The organism is Providencia sp. PROV268, assembly GCF_028477805.1.
Taxonomy (GTDB): Bacteria; Pseudomonadota; Gammaproteobacteria; order Enterobacterales; family Enterobacteriaceae; genus Providencia; species Providencia stuartii.
Map to the genome: position 1 here is coordinate 113,060 of NZ_JAMPLW010000010.1, position 23,296 is coordinate 136,355.

The following is a 23,296-nucleotide window of genomic DNA, read 5'->3' on the forward strand; positions in this document are numbered from 1 at the left end:
CGGCCTTTATCTTAGTTATGACATGACTTGGTTACGGGCGATAGACTTTTACATTATTAAACCCCTGCTCTTGCAAATAAAGAGCTTGTAAACGGCTCATCACCCCGCGCTCGCAATATAACAAGTAGGTTTTATCTTTTGGTAAATCGCCAAATTGAGTACCCAAGCGGTAAAACGGGATATGCTTAACCTCAATCCCTTCAATGGATAATGGCTTCTCTTCGTGTTCGTCCGTAGAGCGAATATCTAAAATCACTTCATGCTCAGGCGCAAGCTCACTCACCATTTCCACTTCCATGACTTGTTCACGGCTTTCTTGGGCTATCTGGCGAATATCAATATTTTGTGACTGCTCAACGACTTGATCTAAGATACTAAAGTCAAAATTGGCTTCTTCCGCTTCAATTTTCGCTTTCACTGCTTTAACAGTAGGGCTTTTCGAAATCACACCACAATATTCAGGCATGGTTTTTGCAAAATCTTCTGTGCCAATTTGACGGGCAATTTTGATGATATGCTCTTTGTCATGAGAGATAAGAGGACGCAATACCAAAGTGTCAGACGCATTATCAATCAAACGCAAATTGGTCAATGTTTGACTTGATACCTGCCCTAATGCTTCCCCTGTCACTATCGCTTGAACGCCATAGCGTTCAGCAACCTTTGAAGCGGCACGGACCATCATGCGTTTCAAGACAACGCCCATTTGTCCGTCATCTACTTTTTCTAAGATTTCTGCCACAACAGGCTCAAAATTAACCGCGATAAAACGGACTTTATGGGAACTACCAAAGCGGTTCCAGAGATAGTGGGCAATTTGTTTAACACCAATTTCATGAGCCGCTCCACCTAGATTAAAGAAGCAGTAATGAACACGGCAACCACGGCGCATCAACATATAACTTGATACCCCAGAGTCAAAGCCCCCAGAGATCAGTGATAATACATCTTCTTGCGTCCCAATAGGGAAACCACCAATACCTTCATAGCGTGCTTTTACGAGGATCAAGTTTTCGTCTTCTATCTCTAAATGCACCGTAACATCGGGGGCTGTCAGCTTCACTTTCGCAGAAGGAATATGTTGATTTAAGCCACCACCGATATAGCGCTCCGCCTCAATAGAAGTAAACTCATGCTTCCCTCTTCGCTTGACGCGCACACAGAAAGTTTTATTTTCTAGCGAAGGCGCATAAGAGTCATGCACCATCTCATAAATATGGTGCAAACTGGTGAACGGCTTTTCTTCAACTTCTAACACATGGTGAATACCGGGAATGCGCGTCAGCATGTCACAAATTTCGTCGTGTTTCGTTTCCCCTTTAACACGCACTTCAATGTTATCCCAATGACGGACAACCGCGATTTCTTCGCCCAACGGCTTCAGGACATTACGGATATTGCTGGTAAGGATCTTAATAAAACGTAGCCTAACGGTCTGGCTTTTAATCGTAATTTCTGGGAATAACTTAATGATAAACTTCATAATAGCAGCATGTTAATGTTATAGGGGCAAGTGAACGTATTTTAAAAGTGACACACGTACAGGTTACCAATTGTCAATAAAGAGGCGTATTATAGCACTATCTTGTGTGTTGAATCTAAAAACACCAATAATAAATTGTATCCAGCGCGAGACTAAGTTAGTCTGCTCAATTAATACAATCCTTTGATTGAATGATTAAATATTTGTGGTTAAAGAAAGATGGCTAAAGAAAAATCTCAGCAAGTACCTGTAGTTAGCTTCGAAAACTCACTCAAAGAACTTGAGGAAATTGTTTCTCGCCTTGAGTCTGGCTCACTACCACTTGAAGATGCGCTCAATGAGTTTGAACGAGGCATCCAAATCGCTAAACAAGGGCAAAAAGTCCTGCAACAGGCTGAGCAACGCGTGCAAATCCTGCTTAGCGATGATGAAAATAAAGCTCTTGATGATTTTTCACCAGATACCGAATAAATTATGTCCGAACAACACCCTAATAGCTTCACAATACAGCAACAACAAGCGTATGAGCGAGTTAACCAGTATTTACTAAATGCCTTAGATGCGCTTCCTTTCTCTGATTTACCCCTTGCCGCTGCCATGAAACATGGTGCACTACTTGGGGGGAAACGCCTACGCCCGTTTTTGACCTATACTGTAGGAAGCATGCTGGGTGTCGATTCTGTTAATCTTGATGCGCCAGCGGCAGCGGTTGAGTGTATTCACGCCTACTCATTAATTCATGATGATCTCCCTGCTATGGATGATGATGACCTACGGCGTGGGCAACCCACTTGCCATATCAAATTTGGTGAAGGGAATGCCATTTTGGCGGGTGATGCGCTACAAACATTAGCCTTCCAGCTACTGTCTTCCGCAGAAATGCCTGATGTTACTGACAAAGACCGAATTGCTATGTTGTCAGAACTCGCTTATGCCAGTGGTCTAGCGGGTATGTGTGGTGGTCAAGCACTCGACCTTGAGGCTGAGGGCAAGCGTGTTGATCTTGCAGCCCTTGAACGTATTCACCAACACAAAACGGGTGCATTAATACGAGCAGCTATTCGTATGGGTGCTTATGCCGCTGGAATAAAAGGACATAAGGCACTACCTGCATTAGATAAGTATGCAGAATCTATTGGCCTCGCATTCCAAGTACAAGATGATATTTTGGATGTGATTGGTGATAGTGAAGTGACAGGCAAACGCCAAGGCGCTGATGCTGAGCATGAGAAAAGCACGTATCCATCTTTGCTTGGACTTGAAGCGGCTCAAGAAAAAGCTCGCGAGCTGTATTATAATGCGTTGGAAGCGTTAAAAGCCATTGAAGCAGAAGGCTATAATACACAAACTTTAGTCGCCCTAGCGAATTTCATTATCGAGCGTAAAAGCTAATCTTACATACTCTCAAACGATTAAAGATGCGGCTAGGCGAGAAGCGAACAAGTTGCTAGGATCATACAAAAATCTATGGTCAGCACGCGTGAACATAGTCAATAACGCTGCCATCGAGATCATAACGAGTATACAATGCTGCTTTCTATTCATACTATTGATAATAAAAGTGGCATAATAGCTAAATTCAAACGCTGGAATTAACCAGCGTTATTACCTTATTAACAATTATAAATAGTCGTGGGCCCCCTAATGAGTATTGATATCGCTAAGTATCCAACACTAGCGCTGGCAGAAACACCGGAAGAGCTACGTCTGCTGCCGAAAGAAAGCCTGCCGAAGCTGTGTGATGAACTCAGGCAATTTTTACTTAGTAGTGTTGGTCGATCTAGCGGTCACTTTGCCTCTGGTTTAGGCGCCGTTGAACTCACCGTTGCATTACATTATGTTTATAAAACTCCTTTCGATAACCTTGTCTGGGATGTGGGCCATCAAGCCTACCCCCATAAGATTTTAACAGGTCGCCGAGATCGCATTGATACCATTCGTCAAAAAAATGGTTTGCATCCCTTTCCTTGGCGTGACGAAAGCGAATATGACGTATTGAGCGTTGGTCACTCATCAACCTCAATTAGTGCCGGTTTAGGTATGGCCATTGCCGCTGAAAAAGAAGATAAAAACCGCAAAACCGTCTGTGTCATTGGGGATGGTGCGATTACTGCGGGTATGGCATTTGAAGCCATGAACCATGCCGGTGATGTTGCTCCTGATATGTTAGTCATCCTCAACGATAACGAAATGTCGATTTCTGAAAATGTTGGGGCGCTGAATAACCATCTTGCTCACCTGCTCTCTGGCAAGCTCTACACCACTTTGCGTGAAGGTGGTAAAAAAGTGTTTTCTAATATGCCGCCGATTAAAGAGCTATTAAAGAAAACAGAAGAACATATCAAAGGCATGGTCGTTCCTGGCACCATGTTTGAAGAGTTAGGTTTTAACTACATCGGCCCTGTTGATGGTCACGATGTCGTTGCGCTTGTGCAAACCTTGAAAAATATGCGTGATCTAAAAGGGCCTCAGTTCTTACATATCATGACCAAAAAAGGTCGTGGCTATGAGCCTGCTGAAAAAGATCCGATCAGTTGGCATGCTGTTCCTAAATTTGATCCAAGCACATTTACCCTGCCTAAGAGTAAAGAGACCCGTCCTACATTTTCTAAGATTTTTGGGGATTGGCTATGCGAAGAAGCCCAAAACGATGATAAGCTCATGGCTATCACACCGGCTATGCGTGAAGGGTCAGGAATGGTGCGTTTTTCCAAAGAGTACCCTAACCAATACTTCGATGTCGCCATCGCCGAGCAACATGCCGTTACCTTTGCCGCTGGCTTAGCTATCGGAGGTTATAATCCGATCGTCGCGATTTACTCCACTTTCTTGCAGCGCGGTTACGATCAAGTGATCCATGATGTTGCGATTCAAAAAACCCCTATCTTATTTGCCATTGATCGTGCGGGGATTGTTGGGGCTGATGGCCAAACTCACCAAGGGGCATTTGATATCTCTTACCTACGGTGCATTCCAACACTCGTTATCATGACGCCAAGTGATGAAAATGAATGCCGCCAAATGCTACATACTGGTTACCATTATAAAGATGGCCCTAGCGCGGTACGCTACCCTCGCGGAACAGGCACTGGAGCAGAATTACAACCTCTTGCACCACTACCAATTGGTAAAGGGGTCATTCGTCGCCAAGGGGAAAAAATTGCCATCCTCTGCTTCGGTACATTACTCAAACATGCGCTCGTCGCTGCCGAAGCGCTTAATGCAACCGTTGTTGATATGCGCTTTGTTAAACCATTAGATGAAGCACTGATCCTCGATATGGTAAACAGCCATGACATGTTAGTCACGCTAGAAGAGAATGCTATCATGGGCGGTGCAGGCAGTGGTGTTAACGAATTCCTGATGCGCGAACATAAGATGATACCTGTATTAAATCTTGGTTTACCTGATTTCTTTATACCGCAAGGCAGCCAAGAAGAGCTTATTGCTGACTTAGGTCTCGATAGTCAAGGTATTATTCACGCAATCGAACAATATCAGCAGAAATCATAACCTATAGTAAAAAACAGGTATTGTGATAATAACAATACCTGTTTTTCTCAATATTCTTCCTTAATCGATCTTCCATTATAATCCCCGCTTCCTTATGTGAAATTTCATTTTTCTTATTTAAGATAAAATTATTTTGATCATCGATAAGATCAAACTAAGCTAAAATTCTTTTAAAAGGATCTTGCTTTTATCTCAAATAAAGTTCAGTATGAAGTTAATACCCAATTACCCTCATAATAATTTTTGTCATTATTGACATAAATGTCTCATATTTATATGAGATATACGCCTCATTTTTATTTTAGCTGCCTTTTGGCAGCTTTCTTTTGCAAAAAAGAAAATAAATCAAATAGATTCAATAGATTAAGTAATTTCCTCTAATTTTATAATCGCTATTTTTAATATCCTCTATCTAGAACCTATTATATTTTTCTATAAAAATTCGCGGTAATGACCTCTTTGTAACCTATATAAAATAACAACACGGATTATTACGATAACAAAAAGATCTTTTTTGATCGCTTAAAATAAAAAACCCGTCTCAATCACTGACACGGGTTCACTAAACAACATGATTATTTTATCAACTTAACTATTAACATCCGTTAATGCAAAATGATCAAACCCTTTAAGGGCAACATCAACCGCCTGATTATCACAATAATAACTGATCCCTTCTGATTGCGGTTTTATTTGACCAATACACGTAAAATTAGCGCCTGTATGAGCCAATGCTACTTCTAAAGCACCACGATTAACTTCAGGGATCGTAAAGCAAAGCTCATAATCTTCACCACCACTTAACGACCAAATGCGTGCTTGCTCTACAGAGCAGTTTTGTTGCAACGCCTCGGAAAGTGGTAAAGCATCAAGATTAATACGAGCGCCACAGCCGCTAGCCTTGAGGATATGATTGAGATCGGAAATTAAACCATCAGAAATATCAATCGCGGAAGAAGCTAAGTGGCGTAACGCCTGCCCTTGTAAAATACGCGGCTGAGGACGCAGATGACGCCCAATTAGCCATGACTTTTGGCTCTCATCAGCAATATCTAATTTCCCCTGTAATATTGCTAAACCCGCAGCGCTGTCACCTAGTGTGCCCGTCACGTATATCCAGTCGCCATTACGGGCTCCTGAGCGTGACAATGCTTTCCCACTCGGTACTAAGCCATGTACGGTATAAGTTAGGCTCATTGGTCCACGCGTTGTATCACCGCCAATTAGCTGCATACCGTAATAGTTAATTTGCTCAAATAAGCTATCGCTAAATTGCTCTAACCAATCTGGATCAACATGAGGTAGTGTGATCGCTAGAGAAACCCATGCCGGATCTGCTCCCATAGCAGCAAGATCACTTAAATTAGACGCTAATGATTTGTAAGCAAGATCGGCTGGAGAAATTTCAGGAAGGAAGTGGATACCAGAAACTAATGTATCGGTGCTCACAGCAAGCTGCTGTTTTTCTGGGATGGTCATCAACGCACAGTCATCACCAATACCAATATTCACATCCCGTCTGTTTGTTGTTTGACGGTTAAAGTAACGCGCGATGAGGTCAAATTCGCCATATGACATGGTAGCTTTTCCATTTTCGCTATGCCCAGTTATCAACTTCATCACTGATAATTAGACATAAAAGACAAAGATAGGCCGGAACCCAGCCTACCTCATTACTACTGTAGTATTACAGGAGGGAACCCTGATCAATTTTTATTTTTTACGACGAACAGAAGGCGCAGCCTTATCGAGAACACCATTCACAAATTTATGGCTATCTTCAGCACCAAAAACTTTGGCTAGTTCAATGCCTTCGTTAATTGCAACTTTATAAGGCACATCTTCACGGTAGCTTAGTTCATACATAGCAACACGTAAAATCGCTTTCTCTACCTGCCCCAACTCTTCAAGCTGGCGAGATAGGAAAGGAGCCATTAGCTGGTCAAGCTTAGCAGCGTTATTGGCGACTCCCGACAACAGTTCACGAAAATAAATAACGTCAACGTCAGACATGTCCTGTTCAGCAATAAATTCATATTCCACATCGGAAACATTATTACCGGATAATTGCCATGAATAGATGGCCTGTACAGCACACTCACGAGCGCGGCGACGAGCAGCAGGTTTCACAAGATTCCCCTTAAATAAAAACTAAATCAGCCTTTTACAGCTTTAAGTACATTAATCATTTCTAATGCCGTCAGAGCAGCTTCAGCGCCTTTATTGCCAGCTTTAGTACCAGCACGTTCAATGGCTTGCTCAATATTTTCAGTCGTCAAAACACCGAAAGTGACTGGCACTTCACTGTTCATTGCGACATGAGAAAGACCTGAACTGCACTCACCTGCAACATATTCAAAATGCGCAGTTCCACCACGGATCACCGTGCCTAATGCAATAACAGCATCGTATTTTTTCGTTTCGGCCAGTGCTTTAACGGTTAATGGTAGCTCGTAAGCGCCTGGCACCCAGACAACAGTGATGTTATCTTGAGACACTTGGCCGATACGCTCTAAAGCATCAACAGCACCGTCCAGCAGACTATCATTAATAAAGTTGTTAAAACGAGCGATTGCAATGGCGACACGCGCTTGTGGCGCGGCAACAACACCTTTAATTACGTTCATAGCCTTCCTTTAATATTAATTATAACCCGCGGGGCGCGGATTTTATCACATTCTTTCGTTAATCGCGTGGTTGAATTTTAGCAAAATGATAAAAAACTTTTATTACCACACAGGACGTAGCCTGACACGCAGGTCATCACCGACTTTCTGCACATCAGTAAATTCAAATTTTTGTGCATCTGACAAATGTGCAAGTGCTGGAATATTCACCAAACCTCGCGCTGTATCCCCTAATAATTTAGGAGCAATATAGACAATCAGCTCATCCACCAAACCAAGTTTTAACAATGAGCCAGCGAGTATTGGTCCTGCTTCAACCCAAACGCTATTCACATTTCGTTTAGCCAACTGCATCATCAAGATCACAAGGTCAATACCATTATCATCAGATGGAATAGCAAGCTGTTCAACTTGCCCCTGCCAAACCGCATCAGGCTCGGGTTGAGAGCGAACTAACCAACATTCACCTGCCAATTGGGTGACCTTATGTTCCGCCGTGACGCGATTATGGTTATCTAAAACAATACGAATTGGTTGACGCAATGTGCTTTGCGGATAAACAGCTTGTATCTCGGCAGGTAATTCATTCCAACGTACGGTCAGTGAAGGGTTATCTGCCAGCACAGTACTACTGGTACTCAAAATTGCACTCGCTTGCGCACGCAATACCTGTACGTCCTGCCTTGCTGCTGCTGACGTGATCCATTTACTTTCACCTGATTCTAAGGCCGTTTTGCCGTCAAGGGAGGCTGCAAGTTTCAGTTGAACATAAGGGAATGCTGTACGCATACGCTTTAAAAATCCACGGTTTAATGATTCCGCTTCTTCCATCAATACGCCACTTGCGGTTTCAATCCCCGCTTGAGAAAGCATATATAATCCCCGACCTGCAACTTGAGGATTGGGGTCTTGCATTGCTGCCACAACACGACGAACACCCGCATTAATCAAAGCCTCAGCGCAAGGTGGGGTACGACCGTGATGACTGCATGGCTCTAATGTTACGTAGGCGGTAGCGCCTTTCGCTTTCTCTCCTGCCATGCGTAAGGCATGAACTTCAGCATGCGGTTCACCCGCTTTTTGGTGATACCCTTCACCAACAATTTCACCATCACGTACGATAACGCAACCCACATTAGGATTTGGTGAAGTGGTAAAACGGCCTTTTTGGGCAAGCTCAAGTGCCCGCGCCATATAGATGCGGTCTTGTTCAATCATGTTCTTAATCCTGTAATTTAGCGATCTCTTCGCCAAACTCCCGTACATCTTCAAAGCTACGGTAGACTGAAGCAAAGCGGATATAAGCCACTTTATCCAGTTTCTTCAGTTCATCCATCACTAAATTACCAATCATTTTAGAAGGGATTTCACGTTCCCCTGTTGCACGTAGTTGTGATTTGATAGAAATAATGGCCTGTTCAACGGCATCAGCACTTACGGGCCGTTTTTCCAAGGCCTTTTGCATACCACGACTTAGCTTTTCTTCATCGAAGGGTTCGCGTACTTCATCACTTTTAATTACCCGTGGCATAACAAGTTCCGCCACTTCAAAGGTGGTGAAGCGTTCATGGCAAAGCAGACATTGACGACGCCTGCGCACTTGAGAGCCTTCTCCAACCAGACGCGAGTCAATTACTTTCGTATCTACAGCAGAGCAAAATGGGCAGTGCATAGTGTTTCCTGATTCTTATTTCGGGTAAACAGTGTAACCCAGAGCTTAATAAAAAACACCCCGCAAGACTGTACATTTGCAGTCTAACGGGGTGTTTTCATGTTTAAGCCATCTTTTTAGAACACACCAGACGGCTTTCATTCAGTCACCTAAGCCACCGACTTTCACCCAATGGGGATTACGGTAGTAAAGACTCTTGGTCAGCACCTTCTTTCTCAACTTTCGGTGGAAGTAAGTGCTCACGTTTCATACCCATTTTCAGTGCTAGTGCAGAAGCCACATAGATAGATGAAATCGTACCGATGGTTACACCGATTAACATGACCAATGAGAAGCCTTCTAACATCGCGCCACCGAAGATATACAGCATCAGCACCACTAACAGTGTTGTTGCAGATGTCATAATGGTACGGCTTAAGGTCTGTGTTAAAGAGACGTTCATGATTTCATACGGTGTACCGCGACGAATTTTACGGAAGTTTTCACGGATACGGTCAGATACAACGATACTGTCGTTCAGTGAATAACCAATAACGGACATCAATGACGCCACGATGGTCATATCTATCTCAATATGGAACAAAGATAGAATACCTAACGTAATCACAACGTCATGCGCAAGTGCTAATACTGCACCTGTCGCTAGACGCCATTCAAAGCGGAAACCAACATAAATCAAGATACAGATAAGCGCCGTTAACAGTGCAAGTGCCCCTGTTTGAGCAAGTTCTGCCCCAACACTAGGCCCCACAAATTCAATACGCTTCACTGTCGCTTGCTCATCAACATTTTTATTGATGATAGTGATGATCTCTTTACCGACTTCTTGACCTGCAACCCCTTCAATAGGTGGTAAACGGATCATGATGTCACGGCTGCTACCAAAATTTTGGATTAAAGGATCTTTGTGAGCCGTATTAGAAAGGCTGTCACGAATTTTATCCAAATCAGCTGGCTGACTCAGGTTGACTTCGATGACTGTACCACCAGTGAAGTCAAGGCCCCAGTTAAAGCCTTTCATCCCAATAATCGCGATAGATGCGATCAGTAATACAATAGAAATCCCAAAGGCAACGTTGTCCCAGCGCATAAAGTCATAGACTTTACGACCATAGTTCAATTGTTCAACAGTATAATCCTGTGCCACAACGTGCTCCTTAAATTGACAGCTTGTTGATACGTTTACCGCCATATAGCAGGTTCACGATAGCACGTGTACCAATAATAGCTGTAAACATAGAGGTGGCGACACCGATAGCTGTCGTAATTGCAAAGCCTTTGATTGACCCTGTACCCACTGCATACAGAATAATTGCAGTGATAAGTGTAGTCAGGTTTGCGTCGATAATACTTGAGAAAGCGCCTTTATAGCCTTCATGAATAGATTGCTGGACTGAACGCCCATTGCGCAACTCTTCTTTAATACGTTCGTTAATCAAAACGTTAGCATCGACGGCGACAGCAAGGGTCAGTACGATACCGGCAATACCTGGCATGGTCAGTGTGGCGCCTGGTAACAAGGACATCACCCCAACAATCATGATCAAGTTTGCAAACAGCGCCGTACTCGCAATCAAACCAAACTTACGATAGTAAATAATCATAAATAAGATTGAGGCGAACAAACCAGCTAAACAAGCTTTTAGACCTTGTTCAATGTTTTGTAAACCAAGAGTCGGCCCAATAGTACGCTCTTCAACGATTTGGATTGGCGCAATTAACGCACCAGCACGTAGCAATAGCGACAATTGACGAGCTTCGTTTGGATCAGTGATCCCCGTGATACGGAATTGGCTTCCGAAACGCGCAGAAATATTCGCCGCGTTAATCACTTTCTCATCTTTCATCAAAATTACACGGCCTTCGGCATCTTTTTTCCCGCTGTCTTTATATTCAACAAACAGCGTTGCCATTTGTTTACCCTGATTGTCACGGGTAAAATCAGACATGACAGAGCCACCCGCGCTATCAAGGCCAATACTTACTTGTGGCGCACCATTTTCATCACTACCTGAAGTTGAGTCAGTGATGTGGTCACCAGTCAGGACGACTCGCTTATACAGAACGTAAGGGAAGCCATTACGATCATACTTAACCTCAGAATCGCCCGGCACACGACCATTTTCTGCCGCTGCTGGGTCAACACTTTGGTTAACTAAACGGAACTCTAAGGTTGCCGTTGCCCCTAAAATTTCTTTGGCACGCGCGGTATCTTGGATACCAGGTAACTCAACAACAATACGCTCCGCACCTTGGCGCTGAACAAGAGGTTCTGCAACACCCAATTGGTTTACACGGTTACGAATAATGGTAATGTTTTGAGATACGGCATAGTTACGAGCCTCACGTAGACGCTCATCCGTCATAACTGCAGTCATGGTATTATTGTTACCATTAGAAAATACAAGATCTTGGAACTTACGAAGGAGTATTTTCTCTGCTTGGCTACGATCATCAGCATTACGGAAACGGATCTCAACGCTGTAATTGTCGCCTTTACGGATAGAAGAGTACGGAACTTTTGCTTGGCGCAAATCGTTACGTATACCGTCCATGTTTTGTTCCTGCAATTTACTTAATGCAGTGTCCATATCGACTTCCATGAGGAAGTGAACCCCACCACGCAGGTCTAGACCGAGTTTCATCGGCTCACCACCAACAGCTTCTAGCCATTTAGGTGTTGCAGGTGCAAGGTTTAATGCAACAACATATTGGTCACCCAGAGCGCTAACCAGTGCTTCACGAGCGCGCAATTGAATATCCGGGTTGTTGAATCGGGCAAGTACAGCCCCATTTTCCAAGGCAATAGATTTGCTCTGGATATTGTCTTTTTCTAACGTTTTTTGGACTTGGATCAGCGTTTGCTCATTGGCGGCGGTTCCCCGCACGCCAGTGATTTGAACAGCCGGATCCTCACCATATAGGTTTGGAAGCGCATAAAGCAGACCGATGAGGATCGCAGCGATCAGCATCAGATACTTCCACAAAGGATAACGGTTTAGCACGGCAGTTCCCTTCGGGAAAAATCAGAAATTAAATACCTTTCATTGTGCCTTTAGGTAAAACAGCAGCAACGAAATCACGTTTGATAGTTACTTCGGTGTTCTCACTCAGTTCAAGAACAACATAACCATTATCAGAAACTTTGGTTACACGACCAATCAAACCACCTGTTGTTAAAACTTCATCGCCCTTAGTGATTGACTCCATCAGTTTACGATGCTCTTTAGCACGTTTTTGCTGTGGACGTAAAATCATAAAATAGAAGATCAAAGCAAACACGGCGAGCATAATAATCATCGTATACGGGTTGCCCTGTGCTGGCGCGCCTGCAGATGCCGCTGCTTCAGAAATAAAAAAACTCATTCAACTTTCCTCATTGTTATTGAACGCTATTTAAAACATAAGTACAGCAAAGCTTAATATGCTACACAGATTAAGCTCATTTCGCACTTAAATTCATTCCATATTTAATGAAGGTTGGCTTTTGCCAATCTTCTGATAGAAATCTTTCGCAAACTCTTCAAAGTTACCATCTTCAATCGCTTGACGAATACCAGCCATTAGACGCTGATAATAACGCAAATTATGAATGGTATTTAGCCTTGCGCCAAGAATTTCATTACAACGATCGAGATGGTGTAAATACGCACGACTATAATGACGGCAAGTATAGCAATCACACTCAGGATCGAGTGTTGAAGTATCCGATTTATACTTCGCATTGCGAATTTTTACCACGCCATTCGTGACAAATAAATGACCATTGCGCGCATTTCGTGTTGGCATCACACAATCAAACATATCGATGCCACGGCGAACACCTTCAACTAAATCTTCCGGTTTACCAACCCCCATTAAATAGCGAGGTTTATCCGCCGGAATTTGTGGGCATACATGTTCTAAGATACGATGCATATCTTCTTTTGGCTCGCCTACCGCGAGACCGCCTACAGCGTACCCATCAAAGCCGATCTCTACCAGCCCCTTAACTGAAATATCACGTAAATCTTCGTAAACACTACCTTGAATGATGCCAAATAGTGCGTTTTTGTTGTTTAATTCATCAAAGCGTTGACGGCTACGTGCAGCCCAACGTAAGGACATCTCCATGGATGTCTTCGCGTAATCCCAATCGGCAGGATATGGCGTACACTCATCAAAAATCATCACGATATCTGAGCCGAGATCGTATTGAATTTCCATTGACTTTTCAGGGCTTAAGAAGATTTTTTCACCGTTAATAGGGTTACGGAAATGCACACCTTCTTCTTTAATTTTACGCATAGCACCAAGGCTAAAGACTTGGAAACCGCCTGAGTCAGTCAAGATAGGACCTTGCCATTGCATAAAATCGTGTAAGTCACCATGCAATTTCATGATCTCTTGCCCTGGGCGCAACCATAAATGGAAGGTATTACCAAGCAGAATTTGTGCACCTGTTTCTTTGACCTCTTCTGGGGTCATCCCTTTGACAGTTCCATAAGTACCAACAGGCATAAAAGCGGGGGTTTCCACCACGCCACGCTCAAAAATCAAGCGCCCACGACGCGCATTGCCATCCGTGGTTTGTAATTCATATTTCACGTTTATTTCTCCTAGCAGCAGAAAAACAGTCTGTTGCTGATATTAACTTTCACAGGCGAGCAGCTTATCCACCGCCTATCTAACTCACGCTACTGCCCAATCTGCTCAAAACGAGCATCAGGATTACGCGTGATATACATAGCATCACCATAACTAAAGAAACGATATTTTTGTGCTACTGCTTCTTTATAGGCCTGCATAGTATTTTGATATCCAGCAAATGCAGAAACTAACATAATCAGTGTCGATTCTGGCAAATGGAAGTTGGTGATCAAAGCATCAACCACTTGATACTCAAACCCTGGATAAATAAAGATTTGGGTATCATCAAAAAATGGGGCAATGAGCGCATCTTGGCTCGCTTTTGCCGCACTTTCTAATGAGCGTACAGAAGTGGTTCCGACAGCGACCACACGGTTACCTCTCACTTTACATGCCAATACGGCATCCACAACCTCTTGTGGCACCTCTGCATATTCAGAATGCATGACATGATCTTCGATAGTGTCAACACGCACGGGTTGAAAGGTTCCCGCGCCGACGTGTAAGGTGACGAACGCCATTTCAACGCCTTTTTCACGTAGTGCATCCAATAAAGGCTCATCAAAATGCAAGCCAGCGGTAGGAGCTGCAACCGCGCCAGGACGTTGGCTATAAACGGTTTGGTACAGTTCTTTATCCGATTCTTCATCAGGGCGGTCGATATAAGGTGGTAATGGCATATGCCCGATTTCATTGAGGATACTCAATACATCGCGCTGATCATCAAACTGCACTTCAAATAAAGCCCCATGGCGCGCAACCATAGTCGCATTAACGCTTTCATCTTCACCTAAAATCAGCTCTGCCCCCTCTTTCGGGGCTTTAGATGCCCGAATATGAGCAAGTACGCGATGCTCATCCAGCATTCGTTCGACCAGCATTTCGATTTTGCCACCGCTCGCCTTACGACCAAATAGCCTTGCTGGAATGACACGCGTGTTGTTAAACACCAGCAGATCACCGGGTGACAGTTTCTCAAGGATATCCGTAAAAATACCATGCGTGAGCTGCCCCGTTGGGCCATCAAGGCTTAGCAGTCTACATGCGCTTCGCTGCGCTTGAGGATAATGGGCAATTAATTCTTCAGGTAACTCAAAAGTAAAATCGGAAACACGCATTGTCTTAACTTCAATCTAAAAAAACAGGCGACTAGTCTAGTGCTGAGCACTCAAAGGCGCAAGAAATAAGCGTATTTTTGCCGAAAAAACCTTCAATATTTAACAAATATTTCTCAAGTCACGAAAATTTTCTTCCTTATGTCATCGCTGCATCGCTGTTTGCTATTCGATTTCGTGCTAAACGGATATCTCTAGGCAATTTCAGATCCGTGTTAAAACAACAGACCATAGACATCTAAAGATGCGTGCACAGTAAACGGGCTATAATTTACCAAGCATCGAGTATATGATATCAACATGAACTTTCTTGCTCACTTGCATCTTGCCTATAAAGCGAATAGCTCCCTATTGGGCAATATCATGGCCGACTTCGTTCGTGGCAACCCAGAAGGCCATTATGCGCCCGATGTTGTCGCGGGGATCACTATGCATCGAGCCGTTGATAAGGCGACAGACTCTCACCCTTTAGTCAAAGAAGCGCGCGCACTGTTCAGGCCGGATTACCGTCGGGTCGCGCCGATCACACTTGACCTTGTATGGGATCATTTCCTCTCATTGCATTGGTCTAAAATCGAACAAACTATCGGATTGGCCGATTTCATCTATTATGCACGTCGCCAAATTGAACCTAATCTGCGTCATACGCCTGAAAAGTTTCAGGAGTTAAATGAGTTTCTCTGGCCCCAAAATTGGTTAATTCGCTATGCAGATAAAACATATATAGGGCAATCGTTGAATGGAATGGCACGTCGGCGGCCTAAACTACATGCGCTTAGCGGCTCTTTTGATGACTTTTTATTGCAATATAAGCCACTTGAACAGATTTTTTTCCAGTTTTATCCGCAAATGATACAACAGGCTGAACAAGGAATATTTGTCGGTCACCTCACAACACTGAAGCCTTGATCAATTATCACTTGTACTTTACCGTAATAAAACTATTGTATTGATATCAATTTGTTAAATAAGTATAATTGATAGATAAAAACTATCACAGAAATTGGTATTTATACCTTTATTCTTTGTAGGGAATTTCATATTCTCTCTTGATATATTGCCTAAATAATTTGAACGGTTTGTTGGCAACCAGCGAAAGGCTTCCTAGCAGCAAAATAGCGCTATCACTAGGCACCTAACGCGGTCCAATAAGTGGTTTAAACTATTATGGATATAAAACCTTTAATTCAAACTCATAGGAGTAAATTATGGTTCTGGTAACACGTCAAGCCCCTGACTTTACTGCTGCAGCTGTTCTAGGTAACGGTGAAATTGTTGACAACTTTAACCTGAAAAATCACCTAAACGGCCGTCCAGCGGTGATCTTCTTCTGGCCAATGGACTTCACTTTTGTTTGTCCTTCAGAACTTATCGCGTTCGACCACCGTTATGAAGAATTCAAAAAACGTGGTGTGGAAGTAATCGGTGTTTCTTTTGACTCTGAATTCGTTCACAACGCATGGCGTAAAACTCCTGTTGATAACGGCGGTATTGGTGAAGTGAAATACCCAATGGTTGCTGACGTCAAACGTGAAATCATGAAAGCATACGGCATTGAGCACCCAGAAGCTGGCGTTGCTCTGCGTGGCTCTTTCTTGGTCGACAAAAATGGCGTTGTGCGTCACCAAGTCGTTAACGACCTACCACTCGGCCGTAACATCGATGAAATGCTGCGTATGGTTGATGCGCTGCAATTCCACGAAGAGCACGGTGATGTTTGCCCAGCGCAATGGGAAAAAGGTAAAGAAGGCATGAACGCATCACCTAAAGGTGTTGCTGACTACCTGACTAAAAACGCAACTGGCCTATAATTCATAGCGTTTACTGTTTTTATGGATCGGCATAAACTTCGGTTTATGCCGATTTTTTATTTTTGACAATCCCATTTGCCCGCTTTTACTTTATTCTCTGCTTTTTATTCGTCTTTTTTCAAATAATTATTGCTAGAAAGTTCTTAATTGATGCTAAAGAACAATATATCTGAGGATATATAGCGCACCATACTTTTACAGGACTGCTATTTATAATATGGTTACATTTATCCATAAATAGTTACATTTTTAACTCAATATAGCGTCAATCGTAAAGTAGGAAAAAACGATGAAATTTAAACTGTTAGCATCGGTTGTTATAGCTGGTACTTTGCTTGCAGGCTGTGATAACAACCAAACAGCCTCTGAAAGTAATTTCAAAAAATCCATTCAAGATTATCTCGATACTAAATCGGCTATTTGTATCAATACTGGCCCATTCCCTGCTGAGCTTTTAGCACAAGCAAATACTCGAAAAATAGAACAATTAGATAGTTTGGTTGATGCTGGATTATTAAACAAATCAGAAAAAAAAGTCGTTATCAAAGATATGTGGGGAACAGAACAAACAGGTGAAGGTGTTGAATTTACCTTAACGAGTGAAGGTCAAAAATTCTTTGATGAGGCAAAAGCCGAATTTTCTGGGCGTGGCAGCTTCTGTACAGGTAAGTTAGTGGTCACTGAAGTCACGAATTTCACAGAGCCAGCTGAGCGCGGTGGTCAAAAAATCTCTATCGCTAACTTTAAACAAAAAATTGAAGATGTGGCACCTTGGGCCAAAAATGAAAAAGTCATTGCCGCCTACCCACAAATCAAATCAACCCAAGAGCGTGCTGAAAAATCACAACAAAGCCCATTGGTACTGACCAATAACGGCTGGATCCATATTGCATTGTTCAACCAAAAATAAATTGGTCTCCCTAAGCAGAGCCACGATCAGGCTCTGCTTAACCCATTGTTTTATATTTTTAAGTTAATTTTTTCACTACATTGTTAACATTTCTCGATTGTATCTTTCAGTCTCTCCAGCTATTTTATGCTATACATAAAGAACACAATTAATTAACAAATGAATCACATTAGTTAATTGTGTTACTCAATTTCATAAAAAGCCCATTCCATTTTATTCATCGGGAGATACGAATGATAAAAACATCATGGCGCCCCTCTGTCCTATTACTTTCACTGCTTATCTCACCTCAACTCTTTGCCGCCTCAGAACCTGCTGTCGAGGCCAAAAAAGGAATGGTTGTGTCTTCTCAACACCTAGCCTCTCAAATTGGTGCCGACATCCTTAATGCAGGCGGTAATGCAGTTGATGCGGCTGTTGCTGTGGGATATGCCCAAGCCGTGGTTAATCCATGCTGTGGGAATATTGGTGGCGGCGGATTTATGACCATTCACCTTGCTAATGGCAAAGATCTTTTTATCAACTTTAGAGAAACCGCCCCAGAAGCCGCTAGCGCTAATATGTACTTAGATAAGAATGGTAATTTAATAAAAGATGCCAGCCTCTATGGTTACCTCGCATCGGGGGTTCCGGGAACGGTAAAAGGGCTTGATTATGCGCTCGAAAAATATGGCACAATGAGCCGCCAGCAAGTCATGGAGCCGGCAATTAAATTAGCCAGAGAAGGTTTTGTTTTAACGCGGGCAGATACCGATGTCCTAGATACCACTGTCGATCGCTTTAAGCAAGACCCAGAAGTCGCACGCATTTTTTTAAAACCTAATGGTAGTGCCTTTCAACCCGGCGATCTGTTAGTACAAACCGACTTAGCCAATACCCTTGAAAAAATTGCGAAAGAAGGCCCTAAAGCTTTCTATGAAGGCGAAATACCGAAGATCGTAGAAGAAGCGTCTAAAAAGAATGGGGGGATCTTAACCGCAAAAGATTTTGCTAATTATACGATCACCGACACCACACCAATTAGCTGTACCTATCGAGGCTATAAATTTATTTCAGCACCGCCGCCTAGCTCGGGAGGGGTAACCATCTGCCAAACACTCAATATCTTAGAAGGCTATAACCTTAAAGAGATGGGGTTCAATTCGGCAGAATATATTCATACTCTCACAGAGGCAATGCGCCATGCCTACATGGATAGAAACACTTTCCTAGGCGATCCGGCATTTGTCGATAACCCAACCGACAAGTTATTGAGTAAAGCCTACGCAGAAGAGCTACGTAAAGAGATCAAACCTAACCAAGCAACGCCATCAACACAAGTCCAACCCGGTGTAGGGCCACATGAAAAACCAGAAACCACTCATTACTCTGTTGTCGATGACAAAGGTAATGCGGTTTCAACGACTTATACCATCAATGGACGTTTCGGCTCCGTGGTGATCCCGCCTGGTACAGGGTTCTTTTTAAATGATGAGATGGATGATTTCACCACCAAAGTCGGTGAGAAAAATATGTATGGTTTAGTTCAAGGTGAAAGAAACGCGATTGCTCCTGGTAAGCGCCCACTATCATCGATGAGCCCAACCATAGTGACCAAAGATGGTAAAGTGTTCTTAGTGCTCGGCTCCCCAGGCGGGTCACGGATTATTTCAATCACATTACAAACCGCCCTGAATATCATTGACCATGGAATGCCTCCTCAAGAAGCCGTGAACGCACCGCGTATCCACCATCAATGGTTACCCGATGAAGTTTACTATGAGGAGCGTGGTGTCTCTAAAGATACCTTAGCGTTGCTCGATAAGATGGGTTACAAAATGGTAGAACAAACACCATGGGGCGCAGCAGAGTTAATTATGGTGCCCGTACCGGATGCTAAAGGAGATAAAACAGACTCATCAGGCAATGATGCCGCAGTTTCAGGCAAAGTTCGCCAAGGCTATATCTACGGTTCAAATGATGTTCGTCGTCCAGCCGGTAAAGCCGTTGGTGTCGATTAAAATCCACACTTAAAACAAATGGCGGGATAACCCGCCATTTAAATGATTAGCTAAGTGGAGAGACCCGCTTAGTGTTATCTACTAAAAAATCAACAAATTGATATTTTTAATGGTTTTCACAATCTCTTATGGCCGCAGCCAAACACCTTGATGTTGACCCACGACCTGAAATTACCTTGCGTTATTTACGAATAAAATTATCCACAATAAGGCTGATCGCTTCTTCACTACGACCATGTAAAACCGCTTTTGCCGTATAAAGCCCCATACCGACAACACTATTAAGCTCTACATTCGGTGGCATAACCAATTCATTCGGTGAAGTATGCACGTTTAATACCGCTGGGCCATTATAATTTAGGAAGCGGATAACAGCGTCCTCCAATGCTTCTGGGGATTCAACTGATTCACCAAACATCCCTAACGCACTCGCCAGCTTACCAAAATCAGGGTTTTCTAAATCGGTATAGTTATTCAATAACCCTTCAACTTTTTGTTCTAATTCAACAAAGTTAAGCGATTTATTGTTGATGATAACGATTTTTGCCGCCAATTTTTCTTGCGTCATAGTGAGTAGATCGCCTAATAGCATCGCTAACCCACCATCACCTGACATAGAGATCACTTGGCGATTAGGAAACGCTTTTTTCAATCCTAATGCTTGAGGCATTGCGTTAGCCATGGTGCCATGTTTTAAGCTCGTTAATGTTCTTCGCTGCCCATTGGTATTGATATAGCGCAGCATCCAAACCATTGCTGAACCCCCATCTGCCGTAAAAATAGCGTCGCTATCTGCATGCTTATCGAGTAGCTGAGCAAGGTATTGAGGGTGGATGACATGAGCTTTCGCCCCTTTTTCTAGCCAGCTAATTTTTTCGAGTGTCTTTTTGTGCAAATCGACAGATTTACGTAAAAACTCATCATCGGTTTTATTGTCAATTAAAGGCAATAATTGCAATAAGGTTTCATTGACATCACCATTAAGCCCTAAATTGACAGGGTGGCGTTTACCGATATTTTCTAAATTAATATCAACTTGTACGATGGTTGCTTTTTCAGGGAAAAATTGAGGCCATGCGAAATCAGTACCTAACAGCAGCAGAGTATCGCAGTTTTTTAACATGGTAAAACCGGACTCAATACCGATCATTCCCGTCATTCCCACATTATATGGGTTATCATATTCAATAAAATCTTTGGCTCGTGAGGTATGTGCAATTGGCGCTTTTAATTTTTCTGCCAATTGAAGAAGTGCTCCTCTGGCATCTTTACTACCAATCCCCGCATAAATACCTATTTTCTTACCTTTATTTAATACATCTGCCAGCGCTTTAATATCTTCTTGAGCCGGGATAATTCGCGGTTGATGATAATTGACAGCTATTTTATTTGGATAGTCTATTTCAGACTTACTTATATTTACTGGAAGAATAATAACAGCGACACCTTTTTGACTTAAAGCTGCACTAACGGCATTTTTTGTCACTTCTATCGCTTTATCAGGGCTAATAATTTCTTCGCAGAATACTGAGCATTCACTATAAACGGATTTAAAATCGACGTATTGAGGGAAAGAACTATCGGTTGTATTAGTATCTAATTGGCTTGCAATCAAAATAACAGGCGCGCCATTGCGATGTGATTCATATAATCCATTAATAAAATGTAAGCTTCCAGGTCCACAGGAGCCTGCACATGCGGTGAGTTGGCCTGAAATAAAGGATTCGGCACCGGCGGCAAATCCCCCAACCTCCTCATGCCTTACATGGATCCACTCCATCTTACTTTCATGTATCGCATCCGTGACATAATTTAAAGTATCACCAACGATGCCATAACAATGCTTCACACCTGAATTTTGGAGAATATCAACAATCACGCTAGCAACATTTTTTTTCATGCAAGGCTCCAATAGCAGATTATTTCTTATAAACAAAAGATCACAGATGACTCTTGTCTACATATTTATATTATTAATATCACAATAAGTAATAACTGCAATTAAAAGCACTATTTTTATTTTAAACCTTTCTTTTTATGATATTTTTCCGTCAGAATAAGAAGTAAAAAAGGAGCTAATAAGCTCCTTTTTCTATTATCGAATATTGATATTTTTAGGCTTGTTTATGTTCGGCTGCGGGTGTGATCACTCGGTCACAAATTGCCGCTACAATTAACACCACAAATGATGGTAATAACCATGCCAAATCTTGTTGATATAACGGAATTCCAGTCATCCAATCAGGAATATACGTTTTCAGATGATCTGACGCTTTCGCTGCACCAATTAACCCCACAATAAAACTGGTCAACATGGTTGGGGCAATCACCACACTTGGGTTACGCCACCACTTTAAAGTAAAGCTTAATAAAATAAGCACAATACAAGGTGGGTAAATCGCCACTAATACAGGAACAGAAAACGCAATCAGTTTACTTAATCCAAGATTAGAAACGACCATGGAGAATGCACCAAGTACCAAAACTAGCGTGCGGTAAGAGATTGGCACATAGCGGCTAAAGAACTCCGCGCAAGCACAGGTCAAACCAACAGCCGTCACCATACAGGCAACAAAAATCAATACGGCAAGGAAGAAGCTACCATAGTTACCAAATGTATACTGAACATAGGCATGCAGAATATCAGCACCATCTTGAGGGTTTGGAATAATGGATGCGCTGTTTTCACCTAATTTAAATAGTGAAAGGTAAACCAGTGTCAGTAGCACTCCCGCAATCAGCCCCGCCCACATGGTATAGCGGGTCAGCAGTGAGGAGTTTTCGATACCTCGCGAACGAGCCGCATTAACAATCACGATACCAAAGACCATTGCCCCCAATGTATCCATCGTCAAATAGCCATTGATAAAGCCATTTGAGAAGGCCATATCGCGGTATTCATCTGTTGATAACATAGGTTGACCTGCCGGCCAAAGCACAGCCGCAACACCAAGGATAGCAAGGGCTAACATTTTTACAGGTGCCAGTATGTGACCTACACTATCCAGCAGTTTACCTGGGTATAGAGAAATACCGATGACTAGCACAAAATAGACTGCACTATAAATTAATAATGATATATCTGATTCGCCACCAAGTAGCGGTGCAATCCCCACTTTGTAAGAAACCGTCGCAGTGCGAGGCGTGGCGAATAGCGGGCCAACGGACAGGTAAGCAACAACAGCAAGCAATAGCCCCGCCGTTTTACCAACAGGTGTACTTAGGGCTTCAATACCCCCACCCACTTTGGCTAATGCCACAACGGTTAAAACAGGCAACCCCACACCTGTAACCAAAAAGCCTAGCGCGGCAGTCCACACTTGCTCGCCAGCCTGTAAGCCAACCATTGGTGGAAATATGATATTTCCAGCACCAACGAAGAGCGCAAAGGTCATAAAACCTAAGGCAAGAATATCTCTGGATGTTAAACGATGAGCCATATTTTATGTTAAATCTTTGTAACGGTGTTAGAAAATATAGAGTAACTAATCAGTAACTCTTTGAATTATAAATGGCGGTATAGAATTCTAATTAAC

Annotated in this window: 20 protein-coding genes; 7 read left to right on the forward strand and 13 right to left on the reverse strand. The window is 42.8% G+C overall.

The genetic code is table 11. From position 1 onward, the window contains the following. Nucleotides 1–31 precede the first annotated feature (31 nt). Nucleotides 32–1,483 (reverse strand): tRNA uracil 4-sulfurtransferase ThiI, encoded by a 1,452-nt coding sequence (gene thiI, locus PR699_RS09005; RefSeq protein ID WP_004926994.1) that lies wholly within the window; start codon nt 1,481–1,483, stop codon nt 32–34. A gap of 219 nt (nt 1,484–1,702) precedes the next feature. On the opposite strand from thiI, the gene xseB reads away from it, so the two are divergent. From xseB to dxs, 3 genes are all read left to right on the forward strand, one after another. Further along, entirely contained in the window at nt 1,703–1,954 is a 252-nt protein-coding gene (gene xseB / locus PR699_RS09010) for an exodeoxyribonuclease VII small subunit (RefSeq protein ID WP_004926992.1), read from the forward strand. Nucleotides 1,955–1,957: 3 nt separating this feature from the next. After that, nucleotides 1,958–2,875 carry a (2E,6E)-farnesyl diphosphate synthase gene (gene ispA, locus PR699_RS09015; protein ID WP_004926990.1) on the forward strand — a complete coding sequence of 306 codons (918 nt, stop codon included), beginning with the start codon at nt 1,958–1,960 and terminating at the stop codon, nt 2,873–2,875. A 252-nt stretch (nt 2,876–3,127) separates the two neighbouring features. Continuing rightward, complete coding sequence (dxs, locus tag PR699_RS09020) at nt 3,128–4,996, forward strand: 1-deoxy-D-xylulose-5-phosphate synthase (protein WP_014656775.1); 1,869 nt, start codon at nt 3,128–3,130, stop codon at nt 4,994–4,996. Between the two features lie 588 nt (nt 4,997–5,584). On the opposite strand, the gene thiL is transcribed toward dxs, so the two are convergent. The 10 genes from thiL to queA all read right to left on the reverse strand — a co-directional run bounded on the left by thiL (nt 5,585) and on the right by queA (nt 15,042). Next, nucleotides 5,585–6,574, reverse strand: a complete 990-nt coding sequence (gene thiL, locus PR699_RS09025) for a thiamine-phosphate kinase (protein WP_014656776.1) — start codon at nt 6,572–6,574, stop codon at nt 5,585–5,587. 135 nt (nt 6,575–6,709) lie between these two features. Then, nucleotides 6,710–7,126 (reverse strand): transcription antitermination factor NusB, encoded by a 417-nt coding sequence (gene nusB / locus PR699_RS09030; protein WP_004926984.1) that lies wholly within the window; start codon nt 7,124–7,126, stop codon nt 6,710–6,712. Between the two features lie 26 nt (nt 7,127–7,152). Continuing rightward, the gene (gene ribE / locus PR699_RS09035; RefSeq protein ID WP_004926982.1) at nt 7,153–7,623 is read right to left on the reverse strand and encodes a 6,7-dimethyl-8-ribityllumazine synthase; all 471 of its coding nucleotides are present in this window, start codon (nt 7,621–7,623) and stop codon (nt 7,153–7,155) included. Nucleotides 7,624–7,725: 102 nt separating this feature from the next. Next, nucleotides 7,726–8,841, reverse strand: coding sequence for a bifunctional diaminohydroxyphosphoribosylaminopyrimidine deaminase/5-amino-6-(5-phosphoribosylamino)uracil reductase RibD (gene ribD, locus PR699_RS09040; protein ID WP_014656777.1), 1,116 nt, complete (start codon nt 8,839–8,841; stop codon nt 7,726–7,728). A gap of 4 nt (nt 8,842–8,845) precedes the next feature. Beyond that, nucleotides 8,846–9,295 carry a transcriptional regulator NrdR gene (nrdR, locus tag PR699_RS09045; protein WP_004926977.1) on the reverse strand — a complete coding sequence of 150 codons (450 nt, stop codon included), beginning with the start codon at nt 9,293–9,295 and terminating at the stop codon, nt 8,846–8,848. A 178-nt stretch (nt 9,296–9,473) separates the two neighbouring features. Continuing rightward, nucleotides 9,474–10,442 carry a protein translocase subunit SecF gene (gene secF / locus PR699_RS09050; RefSeq protein ID WP_014656778.1) on the reverse strand — a complete coding sequence of 323 codons (969 nt, stop codon included), beginning with the start codon at nt 10,440–10,442 and terminating at the stop codon, nt 9,474–9,476. Nucleotides 10,443–10,452: 10 nt separating this feature from the next. Continuing rightward, nucleotides 10,453–12,300 carry a protein translocase subunit SecD gene (gene secD, locus PR699_RS09055; protein ID WP_014656779.1) on the reverse strand — a complete coding sequence of 616 codons (1,848 nt, stop codon included), beginning with the start codon at nt 12,298–12,300 and terminating at the stop codon, nt 10,453–10,455. A gap of 28 nt (nt 12,301–12,328) precedes the next feature. Then, on the reverse strand, nt 12,329–12,661 hold the full coding sequence (gene yajC / locus PR699_RS09060) for a preprotein translocase subunit YajC (protein ID WP_004926971.1): 333 nt from the start codon (nt 12,659–12,661) through the stop codon (nt 12,329–12,331). Between the two features lie 93 nt (nt 12,662–12,754). Next, nucleotides 12,755–13,882 (reverse strand): tRNA guanosine(34) transglycosylase Tgt, encoded by a 1,128-nt coding sequence (gene tgt, locus PR699_RS09065; protein ID WP_004926970.1) that lies wholly within the window; start codon nt 13,880–13,882, stop codon nt 12,755–12,757. An 89-nt stretch (nt 13,883–13,971) separates the two neighbouring features. Next, entirely contained in the window at nt 13,972–15,042 is a 1,071-nt protein-coding gene (gene queA, locus PR699_RS09070; protein WP_014656781.1) for a tRNA preQ1(34) S-adenosylmethionine ribosyltransferase-isomerase QueA, read from the reverse strand. Nucleotides 15,043–15,339: 297 nt separating this feature from the next. On the opposite strand from queA, the gene PR699_RS09075 reads away from it, so the two are divergent. The 4 genes from PR699_RS09075 to ggt all read left to right on the forward strand — a co-directional run bounded on the left by PR699_RS09075 (nt 15,340) and on the right by ggt (nt 19,760). Beyond that, nucleotides 15,340–15,948: an ACP phosphodiesterase gene (locus tag PR699_RS09075; protein WP_014656782.1), complete on the forward strand. Its 609-nt coding sequence runs from the start codon at nt 15,340–15,342 to the stop codon at nt 15,946–15,948. 299 nt (nt 15,949–16,247) lie between these two features. Further along, a complete protein-coding gene (locus tag PR699_RS09080; RefSeq protein WP_004926964.1) occupies nt 16,248–16,850 on the forward strand; it encodes a peroxiredoxin C in 603 nt (200 codons plus the stop codon). A gap of 289 nt (nt 16,851–17,139) precedes the next feature. After that, complete coding sequence (locus PR699_RS09085) at nt 17,140–17,760, forward strand: hypothetical protein (protein WP_004926962.1); 621 nt, start codon at nt 17,140–17,142, stop codon at nt 17,758–17,760. Between the two features lie 233 nt (nt 17,761–17,993). After that, nucleotides 17,994–19,760, forward strand: coding sequence for a gamma-glutamyltransferase (gene ggt / locus PR699_RS09090; protein ID WP_004926960.1), 1,767 nt, complete (start codon nt 17,994–17,996; stop codon nt 19,758–19,760). A 181-nt stretch (nt 19,761–19,941) separates the two neighbouring features. Here ggt and PR699_RS09095 read toward each other — a convergent pair whose 3' ends face one another. Together PR699_RS09095 and brnQ are read right to left on the reverse strand one after the other, a co-directional pair. Further along, on the reverse strand, nt 19,942–21,660 hold the full coding sequence (locus tag PR699_RS09095) for a thiamine pyrophosphate-dependent enzyme (RefSeq protein ID WP_014656783.1): 1,719 nt from the start codon (nt 21,658–21,660) through the stop codon (nt 19,942–19,944). 214 nt (nt 21,661–21,874) lie between these two features. Beyond that, nucleotides 21,875–23,200: a branched-chain amino acid transport system II carrier protein gene (gene brnQ / locus PR699_RS09100; RefSeq protein ID WP_004926953.1), complete on the reverse strand. Its 1,326-nt coding sequence runs from the start codon at nt 23,198–23,200 to the stop codon at nt 21,875–21,877. Nucleotides 23,201–23,296: the final 96 nt, after the last annotated feature.